This window comes from Parafrankia sp. EAN1pec (assembly GCF_000018005.1).
GTDB lineage: Bacteria > Actinomycetota > Actinomycetes > Frankiales > Frankiaceae > Parafrankia > Parafrankia soli.
Map to the genome: position 1 here is coordinate 1,797,697 of NC_009921.1, position 26,670 is coordinate 1,824,366.

22 protein-coding genes are annotated in these 26,670 nt (G+C 68.2%); 12 read left to right on the forward strand and 10 right to left on the reverse strand.

What is annotated here, in order from left to right; genetic code table 11:
* Nucleotides 1-51: 51 nt before the first annotated feature.
* Entirely contained in the window at nucleotides 52-864 is an 813-nt protein-coding gene (locus FRANEAN1_RS07295) for a TIM barrel protein (RefSeq protein ID WP_020459110.1), read from the reverse strand.
* A 111-nt stretch (nucleotides 865-975) separates the two neighbouring features.
* Entirely contained in the window at nucleotides 976-2,010 is a 1,035-nt protein-coding gene (locus FRANEAN1_RS07300; protein WP_020459111.1) for a medium chain dehydrogenase/reductase family protein, read from the reverse strand.
* A 102-nt stretch (nucleotides 2,011-2,112) separates the two neighbouring features.
* Between FRANEAN1_RS07300 and FRANEAN1_RS07305 the strand changes: the two genes are divergently transcribed.
* A complete protein-coding gene (locus FRANEAN1_RS07305) occupies nucleotides 2,113-2,814 on the forward strand; it encodes a TetR/AcrR family transcriptional regulator (protein WP_020459112.1) in 702 nt (233 codons plus the stop codon).
* A 208-nt stretch (nucleotides 2,815-3,022) separates the two neighbouring features.
* Here FRANEAN1_RS07305 and FRANEAN1_RS07310 read toward each other — a convergent pair whose 3' ends face one another.
* Nucleotides 3,023-3,742, reverse strand: coding sequence for a hypothetical protein (locus tag FRANEAN1_RS07310; protein ID WP_347177018.1), 720 nt, complete (start codon nucleotides 3,740-3,742; stop codon nucleotides 3,023-3,025).
* Nucleotides 3,743-4,757: 1,015 nt separating this feature from the next.
* Here FRANEAN1_RS07310 and FRANEAN1_RS07315 point away from each other — a divergent pair.
* A complete protein-coding gene (locus FRANEAN1_RS07315) occupies nucleotides 4,758-6,029 on the forward strand; it encodes a diacylglycerol kinase family protein (protein WP_347177019.1) in 1,272 nt (423 codons plus the stop codon).
* Nucleotides 6,030-6,081: 52 nt separating this feature from the next.
* Here the strand turns inward: FRANEAN1_RS07315 and FRANEAN1_RS07320 are convergent, their stop codons facing one another.
* Entirely contained in the window at nucleotides 6,082-7,464 is a 1,383-nt protein-coding gene (locus FRANEAN1_RS07320) for a hypothetical protein (protein WP_020459115.1), read from the reverse strand.
* 257 nt (nucleotides 7,465-7,721) lie between these two features.
* Between FRANEAN1_RS07320 and FRANEAN1_RS07325 the strand changes: the two genes are divergently transcribed.
* From FRANEAN1_RS07325 to FRANEAN1_RS07340, 4 genes are all read left to right on the forward strand, one after another.
* Nucleotides 7,722-8,069 (forward strand): carboxymuconolactone decarboxylase family protein, encoded by a 348-nt coding sequence (locus FRANEAN1_RS07325; RefSeq protein ID WP_020459116.1) that lies wholly within the window; start codon nucleotides 7,722-7,724, stop codon nucleotides 8,067-8,069.
* 128 nt (nucleotides 8,070-8,197) lie between these two features.
* Nucleotides 8,198-9,709: a DUF2252 domain-containing protein gene (locus FRANEAN1_RS07330; RefSeq protein WP_020459117.1), complete on the forward strand. Its 1,512-nt coding sequence runs from the start codon at nucleotides 8,198-8,200 to the stop codon at nucleotides 9,707-9,709.
* Between the two features lie 34 nt (nucleotides 9,710-9,743).
* Nucleotides 9,744-10,127, forward strand: coding sequence for an SHOCT domain-containing protein (locus FRANEAN1_RS07335; protein WP_020459118.1), 384 nt, complete (start codon nucleotides 9,744-9,746; stop codon nucleotides 10,125-10,127).
* Between the two features lie 351 nt (nucleotides 10,128-10,478).
* Nucleotides 10,479-10,961, forward strand: coding sequence for a hypothetical protein (locus tag FRANEAN1_RS07340; protein WP_347177020.1), 483 nt, complete (start codon nucleotides 10,479-10,481; stop codon nucleotides 10,959-10,961).
* Nucleotides 10,962-10,998: 37 nt separating this feature from the next.
* Here the strand turns inward: FRANEAN1_RS07340 and FRANEAN1_RS07345 are convergent, their stop codons facing one another.
* Entirely contained in the window at nucleotides 10,999-11,682 is a 684-nt protein-coding gene (locus FRANEAN1_RS07345; protein WP_020459120.1) for a TetR/AcrR family transcriptional regulator, read from the reverse strand.
* A 259-nt stretch (nucleotides 11,683-11,941) separates the two neighbouring features.
* Between FRANEAN1_RS07345 and FRANEAN1_RS07350 the strand changes: the two genes are divergently transcribed.
* From FRANEAN1_RS07350 to FRANEAN1_RS07370, 5 genes are all read left to right on the forward strand, one after another.
* Nucleotides 11,942-13,195 (forward strand): MFS transporter, encoded by a 1,254-nt coding sequence (locus FRANEAN1_RS07350; RefSeq protein WP_049795909.1) that lies wholly within the window; start codon nucleotides 11,942-11,944, stop codon nucleotides 13,193-13,195.
* Between the two features lie 62 nt (nucleotides 13,196-13,257).
* Entirely contained in the window at nucleotides 13,258-13,680 is a 423-nt protein-coding gene (locus tag FRANEAN1_RS07355; protein WP_020459122.1) for a helix-turn-helix domain-containing protein, read from the forward strand.
* On the forward strand, nucleotides 13,677-14,549 hold the full coding sequence (locus FRANEAN1_RS07360; protein ID WP_020459123.1) for an alpha/beta hydrolase: 873 nt from the start codon (nucleotides 13,677-13,679) through the stop codon (nucleotides 14,547-14,549). Before FRANEAN1_RS07355 ends, FRANEAN1_RS07360 begins: the two co-directional genes overlap by 4 nt.
* Before the next feature lie 3,062 nt (nucleotides 14,550-17,611).
* Complete coding sequence (locus FRANEAN1_RS07365; protein ID WP_020459125.1) at nucleotides 17,612-18,124, forward strand: PH domain-containing protein; 513 nt, start codon at nucleotides 17,612-17,614, stop codon at nucleotides 18,122-18,124.
* A 225-nt stretch (nucleotides 18,125-18,349) separates the two neighbouring features.
* A complete protein-coding gene (locus FRANEAN1_RS07370) occupies nucleotides 18,350-19,207 on the forward strand; it encodes an acyl-CoA thioesterase domain-containing protein (protein WP_020459126.1) in 858 nt (285 codons plus the stop codon).
* 28 nt (nucleotides 19,208-19,235) lie between these two features.
* Here the strand turns inward: FRANEAN1_RS07370 and FRANEAN1_RS07375 are convergent, their stop codons facing one another.
* The 4 genes from FRANEAN1_RS07375 to FRANEAN1_RS07390 form a co-directional block, all read right to left on the reverse strand.
* Entirely contained in the window at nucleotides 19,236-19,799 is a 564-nt protein-coding gene (locus FRANEAN1_RS07375; RefSeq protein WP_020459127.1) for a dihydrofolate reductase family protein, read from the reverse strand.
* 269 nt (nucleotides 19,800-20,068) lie between these two features.
* The gene (locus FRANEAN1_RS07380; RefSeq protein ID WP_041253797.1) at nucleotides 20,069-21,070 is read right to left on the reverse strand and encodes an NAD-dependent epimerase/dehydratase family protein; all 1,002 of its coding nucleotides are present in this window, start codon (nucleotides 21,068-21,070) and stop codon (nucleotides 20,069-20,071) included.
* An 83-nt stretch (nucleotides 21,071-21,153) separates the two neighbouring features.
* On the reverse strand, nucleotides 21,154-21,843 hold the full coding sequence (locus FRANEAN1_RS07385) for an HAD family hydrolase (RefSeq protein WP_020459129.1): 690 nt from the start codon (nucleotides 21,841-21,843) through the stop codon (nucleotides 21,154-21,156).
* Between the two features lie 129 nt (nucleotides 21,844-21,972).
* Entirely contained in the window at nucleotides 21,973-22,458 is a 486-nt protein-coding gene (locus tag FRANEAN1_RS07390) for an SAM-dependent methyltransferase (RefSeq protein WP_020459130.1), read from the reverse strand.
* A gap of 42 nt (nucleotides 22,459-22,500) precedes the next feature.
* Between FRANEAN1_RS07390 and FRANEAN1_RS07395 the strand changes: the two genes are divergently transcribed.
* Entirely contained in the window at nucleotides 22,501-23,958 is a 1,458-nt protein-coding gene (locus FRANEAN1_RS07395; RefSeq protein WP_157472432.1) for a recombinase family protein, read from the forward strand.
* A gap of 499 nt (nucleotides 23,959-24,457) precedes the next feature.
* On the opposite strand, the gene FRANEAN1_RS07405 is transcribed toward FRANEAN1_RS07395, so the two are convergent.
* The gene (locus tag FRANEAN1_RS07405; protein WP_020459133.1) at nucleotides 24,458-26,599 is read right to left on the reverse strand and encodes a cell division protein FtsK; all 2,142 of its coding nucleotides are present in this window, start codon (nucleotides 26,597-26,599) and stop codon (nucleotides 24,458-24,460) included.
* Between the last annotated feature and the right edge of the window lie 71 nt (nucleotides 26,600-26,670).

Sequence of the window (26,670 nt, forward strand, 5' to 3'; positions counted from 1 at the left end):
GCGGTAGCGGCTGGTGAGGTTCAGCCGCGGCTGGTTGGCGGCCAGAACGAACTACAGCCGGGCCAGGAGGCCGCGAGTCGCCTCAACGCACCGGGCGAGCCGGTCATGGTGGCTGACGCCGGCTTCTGCCTGTGAGCGAATCGGTACCTCGAGTCCGATCACCCGGTCGCGGGGCAGCGCCGCGAGCAGGTCGAGCAACGGCAGCTCACCCGTGCCCGGCACCATCCGCTCGAACATCGCCTCCGTCATGTAGTCGGAGGTGGCGGGGACCAGCGGCGCGTCGCTGAGCTGGATGTAGCCGACGACGTCGGAGTCCAGTGCCGCGATGTCATCGGGAGTGGAACCGGACCGGATGATGTGCATCGTGTCGATGAGGAGACGGAAGTCCGGCCGCCCGACCTGGCGGATGGCGCGGAGCGCCGTCGGTAGATCTCCGATTGTCAGGCCCGGGCTCGGCTCGATGGTCGTCTCCATACCGAACGACGCCGCCAGCTCGGCGAGAAGTCCGAACTGCTGCACGCTGCGGTCCGGATCGGGATCGAGGGAGACGGTGTTGACTCGTCGGACACCCAGCTGCGCCATAAGCTCGAGGTCGGGAACCCGGTCGCGGACATCAGCGCCCGCGCGGACGTTCATACCCTCGCCGAGCGAGATGGAGATGTCACGGTCACGCATCGCCGCGATCATGTTCCGTCGCAGCGGGGCGTCCTCGCGTAACGAGAAGGGAGGGTAGCCCAGTGAGCTGTACGGATTGGATTCCAGGCCGGTGGAAATGTGCCGGCAGCCGAGGTCGGCGGCCAGGGAGACGAAGTCCACCGGTGGCATTCCGAAGACGCTGAGAAACTCGATACCCAAGCTTTCCATCGGTTTGGCCTTCTTTCTGTGGTGGCAGGGCTCTGCCGTGCCGGAGCCGACGGCGTCGCGGGGGCGGCGCGGGTCGCGGGATATCTCGACAGGGACGTGCGTGGCTGTCGCTCAGGCCACCTTGAGGGAAACGCGTACCGCGTCCTGGCCGGGCACGCGTCGATCGGCCAGCGCCAGCGCGTCTTCGAACTGTTCCAGCGGGAACGACGCGCCGTGGAGCACGCCGGTGGGCACCGTCCCCTCGTTGATCATTGTGCAGGCGCCGGCCAGGTCGAGGCCGCCGCCGGGCGCGATGGTCAGATGACGCAGCGGGATCTGACTGACGTCGAATCCGTCGAGAAGTCGGTCCTTCATCCCGGCCGCGACGATCGTGGCGCCGGTCCGGGCGATCCGCATGGCGGTCTTCAGCGTCACCGGGTTGCCTGACGCGGCGTCGAGGACGACGTCCGCCATCGCTCCGCCGGTGATCTCGGCGACGCGGGCGACCACGTCCTCGTTCTCCACATCGATGGCGTGATCCGCGCCGACCTTGAGCGCGGTGTCGAGTCGGAGCCGGTCGCCGGCCAGCCCGGTCACGATGATCGTTCCAGCGCCGGCCGCACGGGCGCCGACGATCGCGGCCAGCCCCATGTGGCCAGGGCCCTCCACCACCAGAGTCTGGCCGGGCTGCACCGGCCGGATCCACGTGATCGCGTTGGTCAGGCACTCGTAGACCGTCAACTCGGTCGCCGGCAGGTCGTCGCGAAGCCGGTGGACCTCCGAGCCGGGCACGAGCTCCATGTAGTCGGCATAGCCGCCGAAGAGCCCGGAGCCCTCATCGAGAGGAAAGTCGAACCCGTACACCCTGCTCCCGGTAGGCCCGCGCACCACTGAACGGACCCCGACCCGGTCGCCTTCCCGGACGCCGAACTCTTCCTGCGCCTCCGGGGTGATCTCTTCGATCCGACCGACGATCTCGTGACCGGGAACGGCGGGGAACACCCCACCCGACGGCACCGGCGCGTGCCCCCTGAACTGGTCGACATCGCTGTGACAGATGCCGACCGCCTCGACCCGCAGCACCGCGCATCCCGGCCTTAACGCCGGCTTCGGGACCTCTCGAAGCTCCCAGGTCTCGTCACCCTTGAACACGATCGCACGTGGCACGTCAACGTCTCCTCGCGACGAAGTGAGCTTCATAGTTATCTGTCAGCCGACAGGCAAGTCAATACTTGACAGTCAACTGACAGGTTCATAAAGTGACGGATCGTGACAGCGGCCAACGGGGCGAGGCGGACCCAGGCGGAGCGGCGCGCGGCCTCCGAGGAGGCGGTGCTGCGGGCCGCCGCCGAGCTGATCGCGGAGCGTGGGCTCGAGCGCGCGTCGCTGCGCGGCATCGGCGCCCGCGCCGGGATCAGCCGTGCGATGCCCGCCTACCACTTCGGGTCGAAGGACGTCCTGATCACCCGGCTCGCCGAGCGGGCGCACGAACGGACGCTGGAGGCGACCAGGGAGGCGCTCAGGCAGGCGCACCAACGCATCGACGAGCTCTCCAGCCTCGAGGTGCTGCGGGCGACCATCGAGACCTACCTCCAGGTCTTCACCACAGCGGATTCCCCGGAGGAACGCGCCGTCGTCGTCCTGTGGGGCGCCACCTTTCCCACCGAGGCACCGCTACCGACCGTCCTCGAGGCGGACCGGCAGACGCACGACCAGCTTTCCGAGACGATCCGCGCCGGCCAGCGGGACGGATCGATCCGGGACGACATCGACGCCGACGCCGCGGCCACCATGATCACGGGGATGGCCCGCGGTGTCGCCGCGCTCTCGCTCACCCAACCCGGCACCGCCGACCCGGAGCTGGTGCGGACCCTCTGCGGCGAAGCCATCTCCGCCGTACTCGGCACCCGCGGCGAAACCTCCTCCCCAGTCAAGGGACCAGTGGGGGCGCCAGCGCGAGCTCAGCATTGAACGGTGCATCATCCACGGCGGCACGAGCGTGCTCGCAACGCTGCGAGCATCGACTCAGCTCGCGGGTGAGGCATGCCGTCCGGAGGCGCGTTCATATGCTCGCAGAACCCTGAACCCACAGGTGCGCGCGGCCGGGTCACCACGGGACCGGGATCGAACCCGTGGTGACCCCGGCGGCGGAATCGTCGCTGCGTGCCAGGGCCCTCGTTCACCGTGGCGACGTCGCCCGTCGCAGAACGCGCACCGGCAGCGATGCGTGGCCGGATGCCCAGACGTGTCGTTCTTCGTAGGACCACGCGTAGGTCGGGTTGCCGTCCCGTATGAGGCCGCGTAGCCCGGGAAGACCGAGTTCCAGTGCGGACCACTCGTACAACTGCTGAAGCCGCGGCTGGATCACGCCGTAGTCGAGTATCCGCCCGAGACCATGCTCATCTGCGAGGTAAACCTGTAGATCATCGTCGGGTGGGTAGCGGTCGGGAAGGACCCGGCCGAGTGAGAGAAATATTCCTGCCATCCCGAGCCGTGGATCGCCGATGGCCCGGCCCAGGACAGCGAGCCGGCCCAGCGACAGCCGCGGCGCCGCGACCAGCGCGTGCGCATACAGAACACGGAGCAGGACGACGTTGAGAAAGAAGCGCTCGGTCGTTGACTCCAACTCGGCGAGATCACGGTTTTCCAGGTAGGCGGAGACGATGCTCGCGTTGTGGGCGCGGTACCAGCTCCAGGAGGTCGGTGCACTGATGAACGCCGACCACAGGTCGACCGTCGGCGAGGACTGCTCCCCCCGCAGGCCGCCCGAACGCGCCATGGCCTCACAACCGTCGAGTAGCAGCCGGTCATTGACCTTCCGCCACCACCGGCTCCCCGGAGGGTCTGTCTCCGGAGGATTCAGCACCCCCCGCTCGACCTGCCAGTACATGAACGACATCGCCGCTCTCCGGAAAGGCAGGTGTCGCGGCGCGCGCCCGACCGGTCCGTGATATGTGCGCGACAGAAGCGCCATCCGCCCCCGGGGGTGATCGCGCACCGTGGCGACCTGAGTCGCTGCCCACTCCGCGGCAGTTCCCGCCATTGGTCGCATCCCGGAAACCTCTCCCCGTCCGCGGTATGAGATGGCTGGAACATCTCCACGCAGGGTCAGTATGACTGGTCTGCCACAGAAACCCGACGACAAGTCCTCCCGGCCCGTCGACGCGGCCGGGGTGTCGCCGTCTCGCGCGAGCGGGCTGGACCGCCCGGCTGGCAGCAGACATCCGCGGGTACCGCAGGCCGTGTATCCCGTCGACTACGGCTACCTGGAGGGCGCCGTGGCCGCGGATCGCGACGGTGTGGACGTCTTCCGCCCATCCAGGTGCCGAGGCACTCGATCGCAGGGCGACGATGGCCGCGCCTCCGGCGCCGGTCGTCGATCACGGACGGGAACGGCCGGTGGAGGGGCTCCCGTGGGTCGCGGGCACGTCGACGGGCCGCCGCCCTCCTGCTCCGATCCATCGAATTGAAGGCCGGATTCAGGTCTCTTTGTCCATATCGGGCGGGATTTCAGCTCCTGATCGAGTTGCCCACGATAGTTTCGGCTGGGATGATGGAGATAAAGTCGCGAGAGGTGGGTGGGAAACAGGATGACAGGTTACTTCCGGGCTTGTGACCAGTCGATGTCCGGCGCCTTCCTGGGCATGCTTTCCGTCTTTCTGTGGGCCGGTGTTTCCTTTATGCTCTCGCCGATCTTCTCCGTGGCCGGGAACTGGCTGGGTGGTTGAGGACGGGGTGGATTTCTTCCTGGTGAACACCGAGAGCTGGGTGGTGCGCGCCGTCAGGAGGACCTGATCGCGGCGGTGCTGTTATGAAGCGCGGAAGGATGGGCAATCGTGCGTTCCGGGATGGTTCGCCGGTCGGGGCGGCGTGCGGGAGCACCGGTGTCCCGATCCCGGCGGGCGGCGGCTTCAGTGGCGTTGGTGAGCTTCACCGCGGCGGTCGCGGTCATTGTCGCCCGGCTGATCGACCGGCCGATTGCCCTGCCGGTTTCGGTCGCCGCTGTGACGATCGCGTTGGTAGCGGGCTGGACGGCGCTGGTCGGACGGGGGCTGCGCCGCCTGAGCGCGGCTGTCGTGGCGGCCTTCGCGCTCGGCGGCCTGATCGTCTTCGCGGGGGTGGTCGGCCTGACCACCGTGCTGGTCACCGTGTGCCTGCTCGTCACGTCGGGAACCGCGGCGCGCGGAGCCTTCGGGCGGCACCGGCCGAAAGGGATCATGGCTGGAGCCGCCCGCCGCGGTGTCCTGCTGGTGAACCCGCGTTCCGGGGGCGGCGCCGCCGACCGCCACAATCTCGCCCAGGAGGCCGCCCGGCGCGGGATCGCGGTCGTGACCCTCACGCCAGGCGCTGATCTGCGCTCCCTCGCCGAGGACGTCGCCGACCGCGGAGCCGACGTGGTGGGCATGGCGGGTGGCGATGGTTCGCAGGCGGTCGTCGCCGACGTGGCGCGGCGGCGCGGGATGGCCTTCGTCTGTGTCCCAGCCGGTACTCGTAACCACTTCGCCCTTGACCTCGGCCTCGATCGGAAGGATGTCGCGGGGGCGCTCGACGCGTTCGACCTGGCTGTCGAGCAGCGCGTTGACCTCGGTCAGCTCGGTGACCGCGTGTTCGTCAACAACGTCTCGTTGGGCGTCTACGCCGAGATCGTGCAGTCCGACAGCTACCGTGACGCCAAGATGGGAACGGCGGCCGCGAGGCTGCCTGACCTTCTGGGCCTGGACCGCGCTCCGCCGGATCTTCGCTTCACCGGCCCGGACGGCCGCGCCGGATCGACCGCGGACGTTCTGCTCGTGTCCAACAACGCCTACCAACTGCACAGTCTTGGTGGTTTCGGCACCCGGCCCCGGCTCGACGGCGGCCGGCTTGGCATGGTGGCATTGCGCGTCGATCGCGCCCGCGACCTACCCGTACTCGTCGCGCTCGAGTCCGTGGGTGCCATCAGCCGGTTCCGTGGTTTCCACCAGTGGACCAGCCCCACGATGCGGGTCGACTCCGCGCGACCGGTCAGCGTCGGCGTGGACGGGGAGGCGCTGTGCCTGCCGCCACCGCTGGAGCTGCGCTCGCTTCCGGCGGCTGTGCGCGTTCGGATTCCGCTGCACGCGCCCGGGGTCCCGACCGTGCGGCCGGGTGTCTGGGAGATGTTCCCCGCGCTGATCCGCATCGCGGGTGGCCGGTCGCCGGCATGAGCCCCGCCCGTGCGGCCTCGGCGTGGGTCGACAGCCGGCCCGGTCATCGTTCTCAGGGCTTCGTCTGCCCGATCGGAGCGGCCGGCGGCGCCGCGGCGCCATCGGAGGGCCTGCCGTCGGGGCTCGGTGTGGCGGCGGCGGCAACGACACTTAGCGCGGCCAGGGCGACGACGACTATCAGCAGGACGAGGGCGACCGATGACGGGGTCGGAGAGTTCCACAACGCCAGGGCCAGAGCCCCTGCCCCGATGACGATCCCGCTGGTGAGGCGGCGGTGCCTGTCCAACAAGCGTCCCGGGCCGCCGGTGCGCAGACCCACGCGGGCTATGGCCCGACCGGTGGCGCCGGTGGCGTGGGCGGCACCGGAGCGGATGGCGCGTGCGCCGCGTCCCGGCCCGTAGAGATATCCGGCGACCACGATGATGACGGCTATGGTCAGCCCGGTGAGCGCGCTGTTCCGCAGGAAACGGACGAGAGTGTCGTAGATGGCTGCTGCCGCATCCCGAGGCTGGGTATCGGGCGGGACGGAGTCCAGATAGATCTGGCGTGTGACAGCCAGCCCCACGAGCAGCACGACCATCATCACGCCGATCCCGATGCCCGCGGCCATGAGCCCGGCGCGGTGCGAGGGCGCCAGCCACACGCCCAGCGCGGCGAGTGCCACAACGGCAACCGGCAGCCAGAGACCGAGGATGCCGAGCAGACGCATGACATCCTGAGCCCTGGTCAGTTTGTCGGTCTGCAGCAGCACGATCTGCCGGTCGACGTCGGGAATCTTGCCGGCCTTCTCGAAGCCGGCGTCGACCAGCCGATTCTGCACACTGTCGACGATCGGGCCGATGTCCAACACGATCGTGTCGTCCTTCGCCTGGACCGCGCGACCGCCCTCACCGGTGAGGACCTTCACCACTGCAGCGTGTGCCCGGCGGTTCGCATTTTCCCATACCTGGGGGAACTGGTCACTGGTGACCACCCCCTGAACCACCTGATGAACCGCGCTGGTCAGAGCGGCCTTGAGTGCGCTGGCCAGCGCGTCGGTGTGGTCCACGACAATGGGGGGAGCACCGGTTTTTGCGACGGCGTCGGCGAGCGACGCGGCGACCTGATCGGCGTTGACGTTACTGACGACCCGGTTGGTCAGACGGTCGATCACCATGTTCTGCACCGCGGGATCGGTGGCAAGCGGGGCGACGGTTTCCACGTACCGGTCAGTGTCGGAGACCGTCGTGTCTGCCCAGGCGGCAACCACGCCGAGTGGCGCCAGCAGAGCGGCTACCAGAAGCAGGATGGACGCCCCGACGGTCCGTAGCCGGTCGTGCCGCACCGTTGCCGCGCTGCGCAGCCGCTCGTACTCCGCACGCTCCCCGACGGACAGGGGACGCCCGCCGTCCGAACGCGCGGGGCCGTCGACGTCGCGGCCAGCATTTTCGACCATGGCGCAGTTCCTCCCGCTTTTGCCTGCGAGGCCGCTATCACGGTCCCGCGCCGCGCCCTTCCCGGAGAGGAGTGAAGCAGAAATCTGGCTGCAGGCGAGCCGGGGATGTGGCGCCGCGAAATTCTGGAAAAATGTCGAAATCCGGCTTCGTCGCCTTGATCTGTCGGCGTTGCATGTTTGCGGCTTGCCGGTCCCGGGCAGCCAATCCGTAGGAAAATATCGTTGAGATGAAATCGGTCAGAACAAAGGAGAGAGAAATGGCGACACAGGCTCCTGAGCGGACGCTCGGCGCGATCGCGCAGGGCGATGCGCCGGTTTTCGAAGAGATCGTGCAGATGCACTTGGACACACTCGAGCGGTCAGGCCTGGACGAGCGCACCTACCATCTCGTGCGCTTGGCGGCGCTTATCGCCCTGGACTCGGCGCCCGCCTCCTACCTGATGAATCTCGCCGCTGCCCAGGAGGCAGGCCTCACCGCCGCCGACGCGCAGGGTGTGACCACCGCCATCGCACCGATCGTCGGAAGTGCCCGGGTCGTGTCGGCAGCGGGGAATGTCCTGCGCGCGCTCGGACTGGGCGAGATCCTGAACGAGAACCCGGCGTAGCGGGAACCTGGTAGAGCGGTCCGGGCCGGTCGGGACTACGGTCGGGCGAGCACCGGCACGACCCTCGACGCGGGCTCCGCCGCCGACGTCGCCTCCGACCGGCCCGCCGATACGGTGTGAGGTAGAGCATGGCAGCTGTCGTCAGCTCGCCGCCGGTCGTGGCAGGTTCGCGGCCACGGCTGTCCGAGAGGTCTGAACGGCTCACGCCGACCGAACGTGCGGCCTGGGGAAAGAGCACGAGGACGCGCGCGCCGCGCGGGATCCATGGCGAGTATGCGCCGGCGTCGGGCCGGGTCGATCCGGTCGACCTGCTCGAACGGCAGTCGGGGACGCGGCTGCCTGAGCTCGTCCCGCTGCGCTATCAGCGCATGCTGGAGTCTCCGTTCCGGTTCTTTCGCGGTGCTGCCGCGGTCATGGCGGCGGATCTCGCCGGCACGCCGGTCTCGGGGATCGACGTCCAGCTCTGCGGCGACGCGCACCTGCTCAACTTCCGTCTGCTCGCGTCCCCCGAGCGCCACCTGGTGTTCGACATCAACGACTTCGACGAGACACTTCCCGGCCCGTGGGAGTGGGACGTGAAACGGCTGGCCGCGAGCCTGGTCATCGCCGGCCGCGGCAACGGGTTCGCGCCGGCGCGGCGACAGGCGGCCGTCATCGCGGCGATCGGTGCGTACCGGGCCTGGATGCGCCGGTTCGCGGCCATGACCAACCTCGATGTCTGGTACGCCCACGTCGACGTGGATCAGCTTCGTGCCCGTCTCGCGGGCGTGCTGGGTCGGCGGTACTCCAGGCGTCTGTCCCGCGCGACGATCAGTGCCCGGTCCCGTGACCGGCTGCGGGCGTTCGCTCGGCTGACCGAGGTGACCGAGGGCCAGCCTCGTTTCGTCTCCGACCCGCCGCTGCTCGTCCCGGTCCGCGAGCTGCTCCGCGGAGCCGAGCACGACCTGTTGACAGGTCAGCTCACGACCGTCATCGACCGGTACGGCGCCACCCTGGCGGATGACCGGCGTTCGCTGCTCGCCCAGTACCGGCTCGTCGACGTCGCGCGCAAGGTCGTCGGCGTCGGCAGCGTGGGTACCCGCTGCTGGGTGGCGCTGCTGCTCGGCCGTGACCGTGACGACCCGCTGCTGTTGCAGGTCAAGGAGGCGCAGGCGTCGGTCCTGGCGGATCATCTGCCCGGCAGCCGGTACGGCAACCAGGGGGAACGGGTCGTCGCCGGGCAACGTCTGATGCAGGCCGCCGGGGACATCTTCCTCGGCTGGCAGCGGGTGGACGGCATCGACGGGCAGTGCCGCGACTTCTACATCCGCCAGTTGCAGGACTGGAAGGGCATCGCGCTCCCCGAACGCATGGACCCCGACGGCCTCGCCCTGTTCGCGCGGCTGTGCGGGGCGACCCTCGCCCGGGCCCACGCCCGCTCAGGTGACCGCGTGGCGATCGGGGCCTACCTCGGCGCCGGAGACGCCTTCGACCGGGCGATCGTCCGGTTCGCCGAGGCCTATGCGGACCAGAACGAACGTGATTTCGCGGCGCTCGCCGAGGCCGTGCGGTCCGGACGGATCAGGATCAGCACGGCAGGCCGACGAGCAAACCGTGTGGTTGCGCGAGGTTCAGGTAGGTCTCCAACGAGACGTCGTTGACAAATTGCTGTTGACGTACGTAAGGGGGCTCCTCATGGATTACCCACTTCTGTCGGCCTTCTGGACGATGCTGCTGTTCTTCGGGTTTCTCCTCTGGCTGTACGTGCTCTTCATCGTTGTATCGGATGTCTTTCGCAGTCGCGACCTCTCTGGCTGGGGGAAGGCCGGTTGGTTGACGGCCGTCATCATCCTTCCGCTTCTGGGTGTTCTGGCGTACACCATATTCCGTGGCGACTCGATGGGTGAGCGGGCGTTTGAGGACGCACGACGGCAGCAAGCCTTGCACGAGGCATTTCGGCCGTCCGCGGTGCAGTCTCAGGGGGTCGCCGACGAAATGGCGAAGCTGGTCGCTCTCCGGAGGAATGGCGAGATCAGCGAGGAGGATTTCCAGCAGGCGAAGTCCCGGGTCCTGGCCTGAGTTTCTCAAATGACGCCGAGCGCGCGTCCGGCGGCGACGGAATCCTGGCGGGAGGCTACGCTCGCGGACTCGTCGGCGTCGAGATTCCCGTGGATGAGCTGACCCGTGAGCAGGCGCTGGAACGCGAGGACGGCGGCATCCCCCGACCGATCCTGGAGACCCTGCTCGACGCCGGGCGCCCTTGCTGGCGGTCGGTTCGGGGGCGCGCCGCCCGGTCGGCCTCGTTGTCGAGAAGCTGGAGGGTCAGTCACAATCCGTGGAATGCGTCTCGGTATCGCTCATCACTTCGGCTGGGCTGTGGCCGTCACGGCTGAGTCGGACCACAAGGTCGTGGACCGCCGGAGGATCGAGTTGATCGAGCCCGGCCTGCCGACGGCGCCGATCCACCACGAGGGCGGCCCGCACCTGCTCCACCGGTCGGCGGACCCGCTGGACGACGATGCCCTCGCGGTGCTGGTGGCGGACGTTCGGGCCTCGGTGGTCCGGGCAACCTCGGTCGCACTGGACGAGCTCGCGGCCGGGTTGTCCGAGCCGATCGTCTCGATGTCGCTGCGGGCCTGGCCGGCCGACTTCCCGCGAGACATCGCCACTCAACGTCGTGTGCCGTACGAGAGCCGCGCCGACTCGGTGATGTACTGCCAGGTGCTGGCCGAACTCGCTCGCGACCGTGGTTGGGCGGTCCACCTTTATACCGCCAAGGACGTCGAGGCCGAAGCGGTCCGCATCCTGGGTGAGCGAGCGAAGGAGGTCCTTCACGGCTCGCGGGCTGTGTGGGGAGCACCGTGGTCCAAGGACCATCGGGCGGCACTCGCGGCAACGATCGTGGCCACCTGACTTCGTTCCCGGCGGCAGTTCAGTGTGCCGGCCGTCACTACCGCTTTGTCTTGCCGGCTGCGTTTTCCTTTGGCGGGGCCGGAGTCACCGGGGCCTGCCACAGCCCGACGAGCGCGTCGATCAGGCTGGCGGCGAGGGCGTCCCAGCTCGGCTCGAGGGTCGGGGTGCCCTCGGCGAGGGCGCGTTCACGTTCGACGCACATGTGCGCGATCAGATGACGTGCCATGACCCACCGAACGGTGCGGATGTCAGCCGGTAGGTCGGGGAGGCACTGGTTCAGGCCGGCCAGAAGCAGGCGCAGCGAGGCGGATCTGAGTGATTCCTCGACAGCGATCCCGTGGAGGGCGGGGTCGCTCACGACCTGGGCACGGAATCGCGCGTACCAGGTGGGGCTGCCCAGGGCGGCCAGGTGCTCGGTGAACGGGCGAACCAGGCAGGCCACCCAGCCGCGGAGGTCGGCGGAGCCGGCGGCTTCGGCAACCAGGGTCACCCGTACCTGCTCCATCTGGTCGGCGTGCCGGCGCGCGATCGCGCGCACCAGGTCGGCCTTCGTGCCGAAGTGGTAGCTGACCACGGCGTTGTTACTCTGCCCTGCGGCCTCGCTGACCTGGCGGTTGGATACCGCGTGCACTCCGCGCTCGGCAAACAGCCGTTCCGCCGTGTTCAGGATCAACTCGCGTGTTGCGCTGCCCCGCTCCGGCCGCACCGCCTTACCCGTCATCGTCGGTACCTCCCGTGAACCGGCCGTCGTCACATGATCGATTTGTCGCTTCTGTCTGCAAATTTAGTCATCTGATTTAATCCGGTAAATCGCATGAATTAACTGATCTTGCGCTGCTCTCCCGGTCGGAGGCTCGTCTGTGTCCCACCCCCTTGCCGGACCCGCCGATCTTGCCAGTGACGCCGATCCTGCCAGTGACGCCGACGCCGACGCCGACGCCGACGCCGACGCCGTCACGGCACCGCGGGCGGGTGCCGTCGTGGCGGTTCTGGCGTTCGCCGGGATCGTGGTCGCGTCGATGCAGAGCCTGGTGATCCCGCTGCTCCCCGAGCTGCCCGGGCTGGTGCACGCGTCGGCGTCCGGGACGGCTTGGGCGATCACCGCGACGCTGCTCGCCTCCGCCATCGCCACTCCGGTGGCGGGCCGGCTCGGGGACATGTACGGCAAGCGGCGCATGCTGCTGGCCAGCCTCGGCCTGTTGGTGGTCGGCTCGGCCGCCGCCGGCCTGTCCACCACCCTGACCCCCCTGGTCATCGGGCGGACACTGCAGGGTCTGTCAGCCGGTGTCATCCCGCTGGGGATCAGCATCATGCGCGACGAGCTGCCGCCCGAGCGCCTCGGTTCGGCGACCGCGACGATGAGCTCCTCGCTCGGTGTTGGCGGCGCCCTGGGCCTGCCCGCGGCGGCCCTGATCGCCGACCACACCGACTGGCACCTGCTGTTCTGGATCTCGGCGGGGCTGGGCGTCGTCGCCACGGCACTCGTGCTGCGGCTGGTGCCGGAATCCCGAGCCCGCACCGGCGGGCGCGTCGACCTGGTCGGTGCGGCAGGGTTGTCGGCCGTGCTCGTGTGCCTGCTGCTGGCGATCTCCCAGGGGGCCGACTGGGGCTGGGCCAGCGGCCGCACCCTCGGCCTGTTCGTCGCAGGCGTCGCGGTCCTGCTGGCGTGGGGGCGCTGGGAGCTGCGCGCGCGGCAGCCGCTGGTGGACCTGCGCACCAGCGCGCGACGTCAGGTGCTGGTCACCAACCTCGCCTCGGTCATGTTCGGTGTCGCCACGATGCCGGTCCGGCTGGTGCAGCCCCAGATACTGCAGCTGCCCGCCGCCACCGGCTACGGGCTGGGGAAGTCGCTTCTGGTCACCGGCCTGGTCCTGACCCCCACGGGCCTGGTGATGATGGCCGTCTCACCGCTGTCCGCGCGTATCTCCGCCGCCAGGGGACCGAAGACGACCCTGATGGCCGGAGCCGTCGTGATCGCCGCCGGCTATGCGCTGGGCATCGGGCTGATGTCCGCCATCTGGCAGCTCATGATGGTCACCAGCGTCATCGGCGCCGGGATCGGGCTCGCCTACGGCGCCATGCCGGCGCTCATCATGGCGGCGGTTCCGATCTCCGAGACCGGCGCCGCCAACAGCCTCAACAGCCTCATGCGGACCATCGGCGCGGCTCTGCTCGCCCTGGCCATCGCCACGCTCGTACCCCGCCGTCGCCCGCTTGTGCATGCCGACGCATGACGATCCAACATTCCTGATCTTTACCTAAAGAACCCTATAGTGAGGCGTGTTAAGCTGCGTTTGTGGAACGTCTCTACTCGGTTGATCAAGTTGCCGACCTGCTGGGCCTGCACGTGCGGACGGTGCGCGGATACGTGCGTGGCGGGCAGCTGAAGGCGGTGCGGATCGGCAAGCAGTACCGGATCGCGCATGAGGACCTCGAGGTCTTCACCGGCCGTTCGCTGTCGCCACCCGCCCGGGAGACGGTCGCACGCGAGCGGCACGTCGAGGTGTCGAGCATCGTCGAGGTCGAGGCGGTCAGCCCCGACACGGCGAGCCGGGTGAGCACCCTGATCACCGCCGCGACCGCCCATCGGCGCGACGCACCCGTGCGGATCGAGACGGTCTACGACGAGGAACGGGCACGTATGAAGATCATCATTTTGGCTGAGATCGACGACACCGTGTGGCTGCTGGAACACGTCAAGGCAGTACTCGAGTCATGAGTGCCATCTACCGGACCGAGGCGGGCGGGAACGAGGTCCGGCGGCGCTACGCCGAGATCCTCAGCGGCTGGCCGGTGCCGGCCGAGCACCTGTGCCTCCCGACGCGAGAAGGGGAGACATTCGTCGTGGCGTCCGGCGCTCCGAACTCGCCGCCCCTTCTGCTGCTGCACGGCTCGGGCACCAACGCGGCAATGTGGATGAGTGACGTCCCGGCATGGGCGGAGCACTTCCGCGTCCACGCGGTCGACCTGATCGGCGAGCCGGGCCTGAGCGAGCCCAGACGTCCCCCGCTGAGTTCGGAGGCCTGTGCGCTGTGGCTGGACGACGTGCTCGGGGCGCTGGGGATCACACGTACAGCCGTCGTCGGAGCGTCGCTCGGCGGGTGGCTGGCGCTGGACTACGCGACGCGACGGCCGGACCGGGTGGAACGTCTGGTCGCCCTGTGCCCGGGGGGCCTCGGCAGGCAGAAGGTGGGCTGGTTGCCCAAGGCGATCATGCTCCGCCCCTTCGGGGAGTGGGGCCTGCGAAAGACGCTGCAAACGGTAGCCGGCTTCGACTTCACGGCGATCCAGACCGCCAGCGGCCTGGACGCGTCGCGTACCCAGGAGTTCCTCGACTACATGGTATTGACCCACCGCCATTTCAGGCCCCGCACCGAGCGCCTGCCCCTGTTCTCCGACGACGCCCTGCGTCACCTGACCATGCCGACGCTCGTGATCGTCGGCGAGCGCGACGCGATGCTCGACTCCCGTGAGACCGCCCAGCGAGTGACTCGCGCCATCCCGCACGCCATCGCCACAGTTCTCCCCGGCGTGGCACACAGCATCACCGGGCAGACCCAGCCCATCCTCGATTTCCTGCTCAGCTGACCCCGCGCTCCGCATTGATCTCCCCACGACGGTGAAGGCCCGACCGGCTCCCCGGGAAATCCAGGGCGCATGTGGTCGGGGGCAGCCGACCTTGCAGGTGTTCGCGAACTCGGCGGCGTTCATACTGGCGCCATTCAGTGAATCCGCCTATCTGTACGCAACTCGCCACCGGCGGCCGGGAACAGTGCCCAGGGCAGATTCCGGACTGATCGGCGGCAAGCTGGTTGGGTAAGAGTCCCGAACCGAACGGATTCTTCCTGGTCGACATCGACTCGTGGTTCAGCTGCGCCCACACCCGGGGCCGGACTGGATGAACCTCGGTGGGTCCGTCGGGGTCATCCTCGTCACGCACGCGGTCCCAGGCATTGAGCCGTCTGACGGGGCGTCGGCGATCTGGACGGAGGCCGGGGCGGCGAGCAACAGCATGAGGGCGGCCGTGGCGGTCACACCAGCCCGGGCGGCTCCGGCTGGAGCTCCGACCTCATCGGGGCCCGCACGGAAGGCCGGCTGCCATCGTGGAATCGCGGTCCGCCGCCTGTATCCCATCACGCTCGTCCGCCCCCTCCGCTGCATGTCCGTAGGCTTTGTGTGTACCCGTCCTGTGGCTGCGACACTCCGATGTCGAGCGGGTGCGGACGGTGCTGGTGACTCGAGGGCCACCTTATGATCATTAGTCCCGGTCTGGGTCTCGCAGCGGCCTCGACCGCCGCGCCCGGACCGCTGTGCCGCACCCACCCGCTCACTACTCCGGGGTGGGTAGTCGCCGTCCGGTGCGGGCCCTGTCCAGCCTCGGGTAGGGCCTACAGACACCCTGCCCCGGCGACCCGAGGACACCGGCCCCGGACCGGCGCCTCCGCGCGACAGCCACCAGGATCGTCACGCCACGGCGACACAACCAACCGGCGGAACGCGGCTCCGGATAATCCACCAGCCTGCCGTGCAGGCCAGGCGAAAGATGCGACCCGGCGGCGCTTTTGGCCGCACCGAGGGCTGGTGCGGTGGATGGCCAGGATGATATTCGATAGATCTTTTCTCATTCCATCGACATTCTTTCTGCATCTGGCGGGGATACTGGCGGCCGGGCCATGCATCGCCCGTCCTCCATCTGATGGTTGAGTGCAGGTCGCCGTTGAGCGGTCCGAGCCTAGTAGCGCAGTTACCTCGACGGCCCTGCCAGAAAATGAGCAGAGGAGTGTCATGACTCTCAACAAGAGCCGCGTTTATGCAATGCTAGCCACGGTTCCGGCGGCTGTGACCTTCGCCTTCGCAGCGCCCGCCTCTGCTCAGACCGCGGTTGGCGGGCCGACCGTGGGTGGTACGACCGTTGCAGATGGCGGCGGCACGGCGGTTGGCGGGCCGACCGTGGGCGGTACGACCGTCGCTGATGGTGCCGGTGGCGGTGGTACGGCGGTTGGTGGGCCGACCGTGGGTGGTACGACGGTGGCTGGTGGCGCCGGTACCGCGGTAGGTGGGCCGACCGTGGGCGGTACGACCGTCGCTGGCGGTGCCGGTGGCGGTGGTACGGCGGTTGGTGGGCCGACCGTGGGTGGTACGACCGTCGCTGGTGGCGCCGGTACCGCGGTAGGTGGGCCGACCGTGGGTGGTACGACCGTCGCTGGCGGTGGCGGTGGTACGGCGGTTGGTGGGCCGACCGTGGGTGGTACGACCGTCGCTGGCGGTGGCGGTGGTACGGCGGTTGGTGGGCCGACCGTGGGTGGTACGACCGTCGCTGGCGGTGGCGGTGGTACGGCGGTTGGTGGGCCGACCGTGGGTGGTACGACCGTCGCTGGCGGTGGCGGTGGTACGGCAGTTGGTGGGCCGACCGTGGGTGGTACGACCGTCGCTGGCGGTGGCGGTGGTACGGCAGTTGGTGGGCCGACCGTGGGCGGTACGACCGTCGCTGGCGGCGCCGGTACCGCGGTTGGTGGGCCGACTGTGGGCGGTACGACCGTGGCCAGGGGTCGTGGCGTCGCGGTTGGCGGGCCCACTGTGGGCGGCACGACCGTCGCCGGTCGGGGCAGCGGCATCGGGATCGGTGGCATAGCGGTTGGTGGGCCGACTGTGGGCGGTACGACCGTGGCCAGGGGTCGTGGCGTCGCGGTTGGCGGGCCCACTGTGGGCGGCACGACCGTCGCCGGTCGGGGCAGCGGCATCGGGATCGGTGGCATAGCGGTTGGTGGGCCGACCGTGGGTGGTACGACGGTGGCTGGTGGCGCCGGTACCGCGGTTGGTGGGCCGACCGTGGGTGGTACGACGGTGGCTGGTGGCGCCGGTACCGCGGTTGGTGGGCCGACCGTGGGTGGTACGACGGTGGCTGGTGGCGCCGGTACCGCGGTAGGTGGGCCGACCGTGGGTGGTACGACCGTCGCTGGTGGTGCCGGTGGCGGTGGTACGGCGGTTGGTGGGCCGACCGTGGGTGGTACGACGGTGGCTGGTGGCGCCGGTACCGCGGTAGGTGGGCCGACCGTGGGTGGTACGACCGTCGCTGGTGGTGCCGGTGGCGGTGGTACGGCGGTTGGTGGGCCGACCGTGGGTGGTACGACGGTGGCTGGTGGCGCCGGTACCGCGGTAGGTGGGCCGACCGTGGGTGGTACGACCGTCGCTGGTGGTGCCGGTGGCGGTGGTACGGCGGTTGGTGGGCCGACCGTGGGTGGTACGACGGTGGCTGGTGGCGCCGGTACCGCGGTAGGTGGGCCGACCGTGGGCGGTACGACCGTCGCCGATGGCGGCGGCGGTACCGCGGTTGGCGGGGCGACTGTGGGTGGTACGACCGTCGCCGACTGAAAATCGCGTGGATGATTGAGACCGCGCTGACCAACGGCCCTCCCTCCGCCTCTGCCTGCGTCAAGCAGGCAGCGGGCGGGGGAGGGCCCGTCGGCGTGAGGCGGGCTCGGTATCAGCCGGCGGGTGCCCCTGATAGACGCCGCGCGCCGACGATTTTCGGCGGCCAACGCCGATCTTCTGGGGACTGGTGAAGAAGTCGAACTGAAAACCGATCCTTGTCAGGGTTGCCGCGCAGCTAAACATGCGACCGTACGTCGAGGGAAACCCGGGGGGTCGGCGTGCGGAACTATAGATACCTGGCTACGGACGAGCAGACAATTGTTCAGATTCGACTGCACTGGGTAGTAATTGCCCGGTTGGTTCTCGGCACGGCGGCCATCCTCGTCGGTGTCCTGGCCCTCTCCATCTACTCGAGGGCCCATGGCACGGGTGCCGGTTTCCTGCTCACGTTGCTGTGGTGGGTCGCGCTGGCCGCGGTCGTACGACTGCTGTGGCGCCTGCTCGACTGGCACCGCACCAGCCTGCTGATCACGAGCTCGCGGATGATCAAAGTGTCCGGGATCATCTCCTTGAGGGTCCAGAGCATCCCGCTGTCGAAGATCACGGACATCTCGTACACCCTGGATCCCAACGGCCGGGTGCTTGGCTACGGTAAGTTCGCGATGGAGACCGAAGGTGACCACACGAGCGAGCTGGAGAAAATCGATCACGTTCCCCGGCCCGACCGGTTCTACCTACTCCTCTGCGACAGCATTTTCGGGGGTTCCCCCGAGCCGGCCGCGGGCGACTGACCGTCCGGCCATCGGCTCCTGTCGGCCCCGGGCCTGGGGTGAAATCAGGCGGCAGGCGGCACGGAGCACGGCGTAGCCTCGCACGGTGTCCCTGATCCCGCCGTTTCGGCTGGTGGCAGCCCTGCCCGCGAACCCGGCCGTCGAGCGGCGCACCGCCGTGACGCCGGCGAGCCGCGCGCCGCGCCGGTGTGCGACGTCCGACCTGGTGTCTGGCGGCGGACGTCGATGACCGAACGCAAGCCCGACTTCGCGGACCTGCTGATGTTGGAGTCCGTGGACCGCGACATCTTCCGTGGTCTGTGCCATGACGGCGCGCCGATGCGCGCGTTCGGCGGGCAGGTCGCGGCGCAGGCCCAGGTGGCCGCCGGTCGGACTGTCGAGCCCGACCGGCGGATGCATTCGCTGCACGGCTATTTCCTCCGCCCCGGCCGCACCGACGCACCGATCGTGTACCTCGTCGAGCGCATCCGGGACGGTCGGTCGTTCACGACGCGCCGCGTCAGCGCGGTGCAGGACGGGGAGACCATCTTCTCGATGTCCGCGTCGTTCCAGCGACCGCGCGAAGCCGACGAGACGCACCGGCTGCGTGCTCCGGACGTACCCGGGCCGGAGACGTTGCCCCGGTGGTGGGGGCCGATCGAGGAGGCCCCCGAGTATCGGCCGTTCCTGCTGATCGACGTCCGCTCGACGACGGGCCCTCTCGGGGGCGCCGAAGCCCGGCAGGCTGCCGCCGCGGCAGGATCGGTCGACGGGATGCCACGGCAGAGCGTCTGGGTACGGGTCGACCAGGTGCTGCCGGACGATCCGCTGCTGCACGTCTGCGCGCTGACGTACCTCTCCGACCTGACCCTGGCCAGCACTGCGAGCCTGCCCTACAACGGCCTGCCGGGGCGGCTCGACATCGTCTCCCTCGACCACGCGATGTGGTTCCACCGGCCGTTCCGAGCGGACGACTGGCTGCTGTTCGCGCAGGACAGTCCGAGCGCCGACAGCGGGAGAGGCCTCTCCCGGGGCATGTTCTTCACCCGGGACGGCCTGCTCGTCGCCTCCGCCATCCAGGAGGTCGGCCTGTTCCGCCGCTGAGGCCCGCCCGCCGCCGGTGGGCGCCGGGTCAGCGGACGACCTCGAACACCTGCTTCTGGACACCGTTCGGGTAGGCGTCGCATTCGACCAGTTTCAGCATGGTCTTGTCCTTGTCGGCCTCGCTGAACAGCCGCTTTCCCGCGCCGAGCAGCACCGGGAACACCAGCAGGTGGTAACGGTCGACCAGCCCGGCGTCGGCGAGGCTCTTTCCCAGCGTCGCGCTGCCGTGCACCGCGATCGGGCCGCCCTCGGTCTCCTTCAGCTTCGCGACGTCGTCGACGGAACGCAGGATCGTCGCCGGCCACCGCGAGTCGTCCTCGGTGAGCGTGCTGGACACGACGTACCGCGGCATCGCGTTGTAGCCGGCGAAGTCGTCCATCGTCGGCCAGACCGGAGCGAAGGCCTCGTAGCTGGTCCGCCCCAGGAGCAGTGCCGTGGTCTCCTCCTGCTCCCGGCCCTTGATCTCGTAGGCGGCGGGGTCGAAGTCGATGTCCTTGAAGGTCCAGCCGGTGTTGCGGTACTCCGCCTCCCCGCCCGGCGCTTCCATGACTCCGTCGACGGACACAAAAGCGGTCACGATCAGTGTGCGCATCCTGAACTCTCCTCAGCCATGTCGTGGACGTCCCACTCCGCCTCGCTCGCGGCCGTGCCATCCACCCCGGTGTGTGCTCTGGTTGGACCGACCCGGCGTACGGAACTCATCGGTGCCGAGCCACAGCATGACGACGGGCGCCCGGGACAACTCCGTCCCGTGGCCGTGGCGGGCGGACCCAGGTTCCCGCAGCCCGCTTTGGACGGGGCTGCACCCGCAGCCTCGCCTTCGCTCCCGGAACGCGCCAGACCGGGGCCGACCCCCTACCGTCAGCGGCCGGTCTGGTGCTGTTGCTCGAGGTAGAACTTCGCGGCCGCGCGGACGGCATCCGGTGTCGGGGACGGATCCCAGCCGAGTTCCCGGGTGGCTTTACTGTGGTCGAGCGGCGGCATGAAGTGCATGAGCCGGGTGCTGACGCTGTTCATCACGACGTCGCGGCGCAGTACGCGCCCCGCCACGTCACCGAGGCGACCGACGGCCTTCATCACGGGGAGCGGGATCCCCACGCGCGGCGGCTTCGCGCCGCCGGCGTCGGCCGCCGTCGTGACCAGTTCCTTCCAGGTCATGTAACGCTCGCTGATGATGTACCGCTCGCCGACGCGGCCCTTCTCCGCGGCCAGCAGGAACGCGCGGGCGGCGTCGGAGATGCCGACGACCTCCATCGCCGCATTGCCGAAGTAGAACGGCAGCCTGCCCTTCGCGGCGTCGGACACCATGCGGCCGTGCGGGGAGCCGTGGTCGGGCGCTCCGTAGGTCGTCGACACGCACATGACGATCCCCGGCAGCCCGTGCTCACGGCAGTAGCGCAGGACGAGGTTCTCGGCGGCGACGCGCGTCTGGATGTACGGCCCACCCAGGTGCTCCCAGGTGTGCGGAACGCTCTCGTCGGCCGGGCGGCCGTCCGGCGAGAGGCCGATCGTGCCGACGGTGCTGCAGAACACGAAGCGCCGCACCTGGGCTTCGAGCGCCGCGTCCAGTGCGTGCCGCAGGCCGTCGACGTTCGTCGCGAACAGCGGCGCCGGATCACGCAGCCAGGCCCGGGTGTCGACAATGCAGTAGTACACGGTGTCGACGCCGTGCATCGCCTCGCGGATCGCCGCGTCGTCGACCAGCTCGCCATAGCAACGTTGCACCGGTAAGTCGTCGAAAGCCCGCGTGGAGCTGGATCGGCGAATCCACACGCGGACGTCGTCGCCGCGCTCCGCGAGCTGCCGTGTGACGTGCGAACCGAGGAAACCGCTCGCTCCCATGACCAGGTGTGTGCCGACCATGAAATGACCACCCTTCCGCATTCCTCGGGCCCATTTCCCTGGGCCCATTGCCTTCCCTGGGCCCATTGTCGCCGCGGCGCGCGCTACCGGCGCGCCTGCTGCAGCAGCGGGAGCGCTTCGGTGAGGGCACCGACCTCCGCGATCGAGGTCAGGTCGGCGGGGCGGGGCCGTCCTGACCGGTTGACCCAGATGGTGGGGATGCCCAGCGCGTGGGCGCCGGCGACGTCGGAGGTCAGCGAGTCGCCGATGTGGAGCACGGCGTCGGGGGGCAGCCCGAGTAGTCGCGTCGCGGTCTGGAAGATGGCCGGGTGCGGTTTGTAGCAGCGGGCGTCCTCGCTGGTGACCAGCAGGTCCAGTGGCAGCTGGTGATGGTCGATCGCGGTGCGCAGATCCGCCCGGTCGATGTTGGACACGACGCATACCGGCAGGTCGAGCGCGTCCAGGAAGGCCCTGCTGTCGGCGCAGAGTTTCGGCTGGCGCCAGAGGTCGAACTGTGGCGTGCACAGCATGTACGGGTCGGCGGTGGAGCCGAAGCGTCGTAGTGCGCGGGCCAGCGACGAAAGGGTGATGTCCCGCTGGGTGCGGAACGCCTCCGCGATGCTTCTGCCCGTCTCCTCCTGGAACACCTGTCGCCAGTAGGCGCCGACCTCCGCGGCGGTCAGGTCAGGTCGTCCGGTGGCGGTGACACGGACCTGTTCGCAGACGATCTCGATGGTGTAGTCGTCTTCGGTCACGACGGTGCCGTAGAAGTCGAGCAGGATTGCGCGCAGCACGCCCGTATCGTCACGTACGGGCGGCGGCGCGTCTGTCTGTTGGGTACATCGGGCTGTAGGGCACGTCGGGCTGTCGGTCGCGTCGGGCCGCGTGAATCCGGCGCGGCTGTGTCTCGGTCGACGAGCGTGTCAGGCCGTCCTGTGGCCGATGCCGACCCGGATCACGGTGGATTCGGGCTCGTCCGCCCGCCACTGCGTCGCGAGGACGACGCCGGGGTCGAGGAGCTCCCAGCCGTCGAAGAACCGGGTGATCTGATCCGCTGTCCGCGCGTGGAAACTGCCGGTGGACGCCTCCCGCATCAGGGCGTACGCCGCCGCCAGATCCTCGGCCGGTACGTCGCCGGACGGTGCGTCGGTCGCGGGGATCGGATGGGTGAGGACGAAGTAGCTGCCGGGGGGCATCGCATCCGTCAGGGTGCGCACGATGGCGTACGGATCGTCCTCGTCGGGAATGCAGTGCATGACCGCGATGAGCATCAGGGCGATCGGCTGGGTGAAGTCGAGGGTCTCGGCGGCCTTGGCGAGGATCTCGGCCGGCTGGCGGACATCGCCGTGCACGTAGGCCGTGCGGCCCTCGGGGCTGCTGGTGAGCAGCGCCCGGGCGTGCGCGAGCACGATCGGGTCGTATGCTGTCGGGTAGTGTGCACGGCGTAGGTCGTGATCAGCACTGGCAGCGAGGATGGGACAGTGGGCGAGCTAGGCGCCGGATTTGTTCGGGTTTCCACGGGTAGCCAAGACGAGACGTCGCAGGTCAAGATCCTTACCGAGGAAGCTGCTCAGCGCGGAATCACGATCGTCAAGTGGTTCACGCTTCACGGGTACTCGGCTAGCCACGGGGCGCAGGAACCGGCCTTGCGTGAGGCGATCGCTGATATTCAGCGTCGGGATTACACGACTCTTATGGTTACCGAGTCGTCGCGACTTGACCGCCGTGACGATTTGGATGCGCAAGCGGAGATCTTGCTCGGTATTCGGTCTGCCGGTGGCGACATCATCTCGATTGCCGAACCTCAGTTCGGCAAGACTGATTTCGCCGGTCGTATCGTCACTCTCGTTGCTCAGCACGCGAATGCCGAGAAGTCCAAGACGGTCAAGGCGACCACGTATCGCGGAATTTCCCTGATTATCGCGAACGGCGCGCACCACGGTCCGCTTCCGTCGTTCTGGGCGACCAAAGGGGAACGCTACGCAAAGCAAGCGTACTGCGCAGACCCGGAGTCCGTCAGGGACATTTACGAGCGTGTCGCCAACCGTGAATCCCTGAAATCTATTGGTCGGGTCTACGATCTGTATCCGGGATCGATCAAGAACCTTGTTCGATTCGCGGCAAACCACACCGGTGTTGAGGAATGCCGGTACACGCATGAAGGTGTGACCGAAACGTGGGCTCATGAAGTTGCCCCGGTGGTCGAGTCGCCGTTGTGGTGGCGCGCGAACAACGTCCTTGACGCGAACATGACGGATACGCGGGGAAACAAGGGTGGCCGCCCGGTGGCGCGGCCCGCTAATTGGCTGAGCGGCATTCTCGGGTGCCCCTCGTGCGGCGCGAAGCTTCACGTTCACGGCGGCCGAACTCCGGCCGGAAACCCGCGCGCTCCCAAGCTTCGCTGTGGTGGCCACGCGAAGCAACGTAAGGCGTGCGGTATTTTTACGGGCTGCGACGCTCAACCCATCATCGACGTCATCGAATCCATGCTGTCCAGCGACACGACCCCTATTCTCGCATTCCAGCGCGTAGCGGGGAACGCTCACGAACTTGACGAAATGCGGGCAGAACTCGCCAAGCTCCAAAGCCGCCTTTCCGTCACGGAAGACGATGACGAGCTTGATGTCCTGGTTGCCACCCGCAAGAAACTACGGGCCGCGATCGAAAGCTTTGACCTTGTTCCTGATGCGTACGACTACGCGGAGACCGGTCAGACGGTCAGCCACATGTGGACGAGCGGCGACCTCGACGAGAAGCGGGGAATGATCCGCGCGATTATGAATTCTTGGGGTCTGGAACTTTCCAGATATAACGGACAGTGGGGAATCAAGGTTGGTGCAGGCTTCACGGGCGCGGGCGGTGCGGGCGGAATCGTAGACCTTGGCAATGGGTTTTGCTTCCGCCGGTGAAGCGGCGCGCGGGAGGGGGATTCCGGCCTCTCCCGCGCGCCGCTAGGTGGCTTACGGGGCGGGCGGAATGACGACCACGATTCTTCCCGCCTCCAAATGCCTGAGCACGTGAGGGAGCCCAAACTCATGCGCCGAGAGAATCACGACGATCTCTCCGCGCGGGACAGGATAATCGTCGGTCGAGGAAACGACGTCGGTACTCGCCACGCCGTATATCTCCGGCCGCTCATGGGATTCCCGCTCTTGCTCATCCCCGTGGGCGTCCTCCGTAGGCCGTCGCGGATCGTCTTCCTGGTCGCCCATCTGCGGGCCTTCCTCGTCGGGTAGGGCACGCGGTAGCGGTAGCGGCACGGCAGGGCCTGGACAGCCCCTACAGGGCGGATCGGCCTGCCTGGTGGGGCGGGCCGCTACCCGCTACCCGCCCTGTCCTGCCTGGTCAGGAGGGGTGCAGCGGGTAGCGACTCCGGTAGCGTTGGCGCTACCGGTAGCGGCTCGTCCGCTACCTCACGCGGCGCGCATCGTCCGCCTTCTGCCTTGCTTTCCGGACGGCATCAACCCGCGCTCCTTTGAGTACGACCCCGTTTCGTTTGACGTTGACGCTGGGCACGCTCAGATCACGAGCCTGCGCGCTGATCGTTTCCGCGTTGACGTCCGAATAGTGCTCAGGAATACGCCGCGCGAGCCGTTCAGCGATTTCCGACCAATGCAACGCGCTGTCACCCGAGAACACGGTCTCCATGTCTTCGAGAATGTTCCGGACCATGCCCGGGGACGGCAAGGGTATGCCTGCGGCCTGACCGGACAGCGCACCGAGCCTTTCCCGCCGTACCCGCGCCGCGTGGAGAATCTTCGCGGCATCCTCTGCGTCCGCGAGATAAGTCCGGACGGTCGGACTGTGATCGAGCGCGCCGCGCAGTATCCCGACTCCCTTGTACTCGGGATCAAGCATGCTGGAATCGAGCCCTTCCGAGTAGGCTCCACTCCCCAACACCAGATCCGACACGACGTAGCTACCGGTTTTCAACGCGAAACGAACAAGGTGATTGTCTCGGTAGTCGGTGAACCGGCGCGCGACGTCGCCACCGGAACCGATCCCGGACGGTCGCTGTGTCGCACTCCCGATAATCACCCCCGCGGCTGGTGCTACGCGGATCAGATACACGAGCAACTCGGCGATTTCCTTGTCCGCGTCGGTGTTCCCGGTCGCGAAGTACATTTGGAACTCGTCCAGCAACAGGATTCGCACGGGCATGCCGTAGGCAGGGTTCCGGGCTATCTCCCGTGTCAGCTTTCCTTCCGGGACGACCGACGGCGGGAGGTCGGAAAGATGGATGTACCGTTCCTCAACATCCTTTTTGATTTCTCGTAGGGTGTCGATCAGGATTTCGATGGGATCACCGTCTCGGGTGATTGCCAGTCCGAACGCGCACCGGTCGGCTACGGTGGCGAACGCTCTCCAGTCGGGTTTACCGGAAGCGTCGAAGATCGACAGTTTCACGTACGGGTCAGCGGCTCCGTAGAGGCCGAGTGAGCGGAGCGTGAAAGATTTCCCCTGCCGTGGCTGCGCGCCCACAAGGATGCTGTTCCACAGAAGTTCTAGCCAGACTTTCCGGCCGCGTTCGTCGAGGCCGAGTGGCGCCGGTTTCCAGATGTCGGTTTCGTGCAGCCGGAGGAGGGGTGTCCGTCCGGCCGGAATCGCGAGTGGGTCACGGTCGGCTACCCAGAGGACATGCCGCCGGTTCGAGGACTTATCTCGACTGATGAAGACTTGGCTGGTGGCGACGTCGAGTCCGGACGCTATTGCCGGGTGCGCTTTGACCGCGTCGGATGTACCTTTCCCGTAGGGGAGGTCGACGAGCACACGGCTGCCGTCACCCTCACGTGCCATAGCCGACCCGAACGTGATCTGTTGGCCTGGTTTCTCCGGATCACCGAGTTTCGCGGCGTAGTAGGCGCGAAGGACGATATCCGCGCTCAATCGGCGGAACCGTGGCGTCACGACAGCGGGCGGGATAAGCCTCCCGTGCGCAGGCCGTCCGGCGGCCACCAAAGGAGCCATGATTAGCAGCACGAGTACCAGCCGCGCGAGCACCGGAAATACAGCCCACACGGACGGAAGCGCGATCACCGCGTATCCGAATCCGGCCGCTTCGAGGAGGACCACGAGTGCGCGCCGCTTCCGGGCGGAGTGCACCGTGCGGTGCAGCGCCAACCAGGTGGAGGCATCCCCGGACGCTGCGGCACGGCGGAGGTCGTGAGCCTCCGTGACCATGATCCACCGGCCGTGGGTGGATGCGAGCCTGCCCGTACCCACCAGAGCGGCCCGGAGCGCCACCAGGACGTACCAGGGCGCCCGTACCGAGTGGTAGGCAGCCACGTAGGCCCAGAACCCGACGGTGTGCCGCACGGTGCCCAGGAGCTGGGGCCAGCGCAGGCCGTCCGGAATGATTGCACGGCGCTGGGGCCCATCGTCCGCCGTGGCGCCGGCGGGAAGGTCCACCGTCGCCCCGGGGGGCGGGGGGTCGGGATCAAGGTCAATCGTGTAGCTCTGCGCGTGGCTGGTCTTGTCGAGTTCCGCGAGTACGGCCGTGACGTCGGGAACCCATCCGCCCGTCTCAGGAGACGATTCACTGTCCGACATGGAAAAGGAACTCCGGGGAGGGTAAGGCGCCCGGAACGGCGACCTGAGATATCGGTCGGTCCGTTCCGGGC